Origin of the sequence: Mycobacterium persicum, assembly GCF_002086915.1 — a bacterium.
Taxonomy (GTDB): Bacteria; Actinomycetota; Actinomycetes; order Mycobacteriales; family Mycobacteriaceae; genus Mycobacterium; species Mycobacterium persicum.
Genome location: NZ_MWQA01000001.1, coordinates 1,516,689 through 1,519,030, shown reverse-complemented (window position 1 = coordinate 1,519,030; position 2,342 = coordinate 1,516,689). Strand labels below are relative to the sequence as shown.

General features: G+C 67.3%; 2 protein-coding genes and 1 pseudogene. 1 reads left to right on the top strand and 2 read right to left on the bottom strand.

What is annotated here, in order from left to right; all coding sequences use genetic code 11:
• Positions 1–1,040: pseudogene (locus tag B4U45_RS06745) on the bottom strand (serine/threonine-protein kinase); the annotation flags it as partial.
• Between the two features lie 323 nt (positions 1,041–1,363).
• Between B4U45_RS06745 and B4U45_RS06740 the strand changes: the two are divergent.
• Entirely contained in the window at positions 1,364–1,588 is a 225-nt protein-coding gene (locus B4U45_RS06740; protein ID WP_075545527.1) for a hypothetical protein, read from the top strand.
• Between the two features lie 9 nt (positions 1,589–1,597).
• On the opposite strand, the gene B4U45_RS06735 is transcribed toward B4U45_RS06740, so the two are convergent.
• Positions 1,598–2,342, bottom strand: a 745-nt coding sequence (locus tag B4U45_RS06735) for an ABC transporter permease (protein WP_219859357.1), incomplete at its 5' end; no start/stop codon positions are given.

The following is a 2,342-nucleotide window of genomic DNA, read 5'->3' as shown; positions in this document are numbered from 1 at the left end:
CCCGACGAGGGCCCCGAACCGGCCGCGGCGGGGTAATACGGCTGCCGCTGGCCGGTAGGTCGCGGTGCCGGCGCGGCGGGGGCCGGAGATGCCGAAGGTGCCATCCCGGTGGCCGGCATGGTCGGCGGCGCGACGGCTGTGGGCGGGCCGGGCAGGGTGGCTTCCTGGCTGCGGCGCAGGATGTCGGCAGCGTGGTCTTGATCGGGGTCGCTGAGCGCTTCGTGGGCGGCCAGCGCCAAGTCTCCGGCACTGGCGTAACGGTCCTCGGGCTTTTTTGCCATACCGCGCGCGATCACCGCGTCGAAGGCCTTGGGGATGCCCGCCCGCAGGGTGCTGGGCTGGGGGATGGGCTCGATCAAATGAGCGGTGACCAGCATGCTGGCGCTGTCGGCGCGGTAGGGCGGACTCCCGGTCAGGCATTCATGCAGCACGCAGGCCAGCGCGTAGATGTCGGCGCGGTAGGTGACTTCGTCGTTGGAGAAGCGCTCAGGCGCCATGTATTTCCAGGTGCCCACCGCGGTGCCCAATTGGGTGAGCTTTTCGTCGGTGGTGGCGCTGGCGATGCCGAAGTCGACCAGGTAGGCGAAGTCGTCGCGGGTGACCAGGATGTTCTGCGGTTTGACGTCGCGGTGCATCACGCCGGCGGCGTGGGCGGCGTCGAGGGCGGAGGCGATCTGGGTGATGATGGCCACCGCTCGCGGCGGGGTCAGCGGGCCGAAGCGCTTGAGGATGTGGTCCAGGTCGGTGCCCTCGATGAGGCGCATCTCCAGGTACATCTGCCCATCGATTTCGCCGTAGTCGTGGATGGGCACCACGTGGGGTTCCTGCAGCCGGCCGGTGATGCGCGCTTCACGCTTCATCCGCTCCCGAAACACCGGGTCCTTAGTGAAGGTTTCCGACATCAGCTTGACCGCGACGGTCCACTCTTTGACCGTGTGTTCGGCCTCGTAGACTTCGCCCATCCCGCCGCGGCCCAACAGCCGCTTCAGGCGGTAGGGCCCGAATGTCGACCCGACTCGCGAGCCCTGCGCGTCACTCATCGCTGATCCTCCCGGTCACGCCGCGATGCCGCCGACACTATCAACACCAGTCAGCCGAGCGCGTCAGCGGCGAGGTCCGGAAATGGCCCGCAAATGGCCCGGAAATGGCCCGGGGCCGGCGGAAGACCGGCACCCGCACCGCGATCCGACAACCGCGTCGCGGATCGCTGGGACCCCGCTTCCCGCACCCGCCCGGCGCGCGTACTTTCCGGGGGGCCGGTCGGCGCCAAGAAGTCCGCAAGAATGCGGCAAGCGGGTAGGCAGAAGCTCTCTTCAGCTGTCGAGTCAGCTGTCGAGTCAGCTGTCGAGGAAGGAAGAGACAGATGCCTACCACGGCCGGGACCGGCTCGAAGACCCACATCGCCGTCATGTTCGTGATGACCGCCTTGGTCGGGTTTGCGGCAACGTTCCCGGCGCAGTGGCGTACCAGCGCCGGACGCGCCTGGTCCTACGGGGTGTACTACATCGGATACCGGCTGTTGTCGGTACAGCTCTCCTGCGGTTCGCTGGCCGTCAGCGGGGTCCCGTTCGTCATCAAGCACGTCTGAAAGCCCGGTTCACTTGCGGGCTTTGCGTTGCGGGTCGAGACGCCTGAGTTGCACGGCGATGAGCAGCACCAGCACGATCGCCTGGACCAGGCAAGCTCCGGCGGCTAACAGCCAGCTACTGACCTTGTAGTCCCACAGCGGATCCTGGTCCCCGCCCGCGGTGCGGCGCAGGTCGTTGAGATCGACGGTGGCGGCGGCCATGGCGTAGGCCCATCGGGATGGGGATAGCCAGGCCAGTTGCTCGAGCGGGGGCCGGCCTTTGACACCGAACATGCCGCCGCACAGCACCAGTTGGGCCATGACCACCAGGACCAGCAGCGGCATGCCCCGATCGGCGTTGCCGATCAGCGCCGAGATCAGCAGGCCGATGATCATCGAGACCACGGTGACCGCAACGACGGCCACCGCCACCTCGAGTGTCGGCCAGGGCAGCACGACCGATTGGTCCGGTGCGGGCAGGAACGCCGGGCCCAGGAATCCGAGGATGAGTCCTTGGATGGTGGTGAGTGCGGTCAGGACGACGAGTTTGGAGGCTAGGTAGGCGCTGGTGGATAGGCCGATGCCGTGTTCGCGGCGGTAGATGGCTTGTTCTTTGACGATTTCGCGGATGGAGGCTGCGCAGCCCATCAGGGCGCCGCCGATGATCAGCAGTACCAGCAGTTGGGAGGGTTGGGTGGAGCGTTCTTCGATGGCTTTGGCCAGGGAGAGTCCGGCGTTGCCGGGCACGGCGTGGGCGAACAGGCTCAGCAGCAGC

Bases quoted from the DNA above. Each gene is read 5' to 3' on its own strand.
- B4U45_RS06740 (WP_075545527.1), top strand. From the start codon at position 1,364: ATGCCTACCACGGCCGGGACCGGCTCGAAGACCCACATCGCCGTCATG.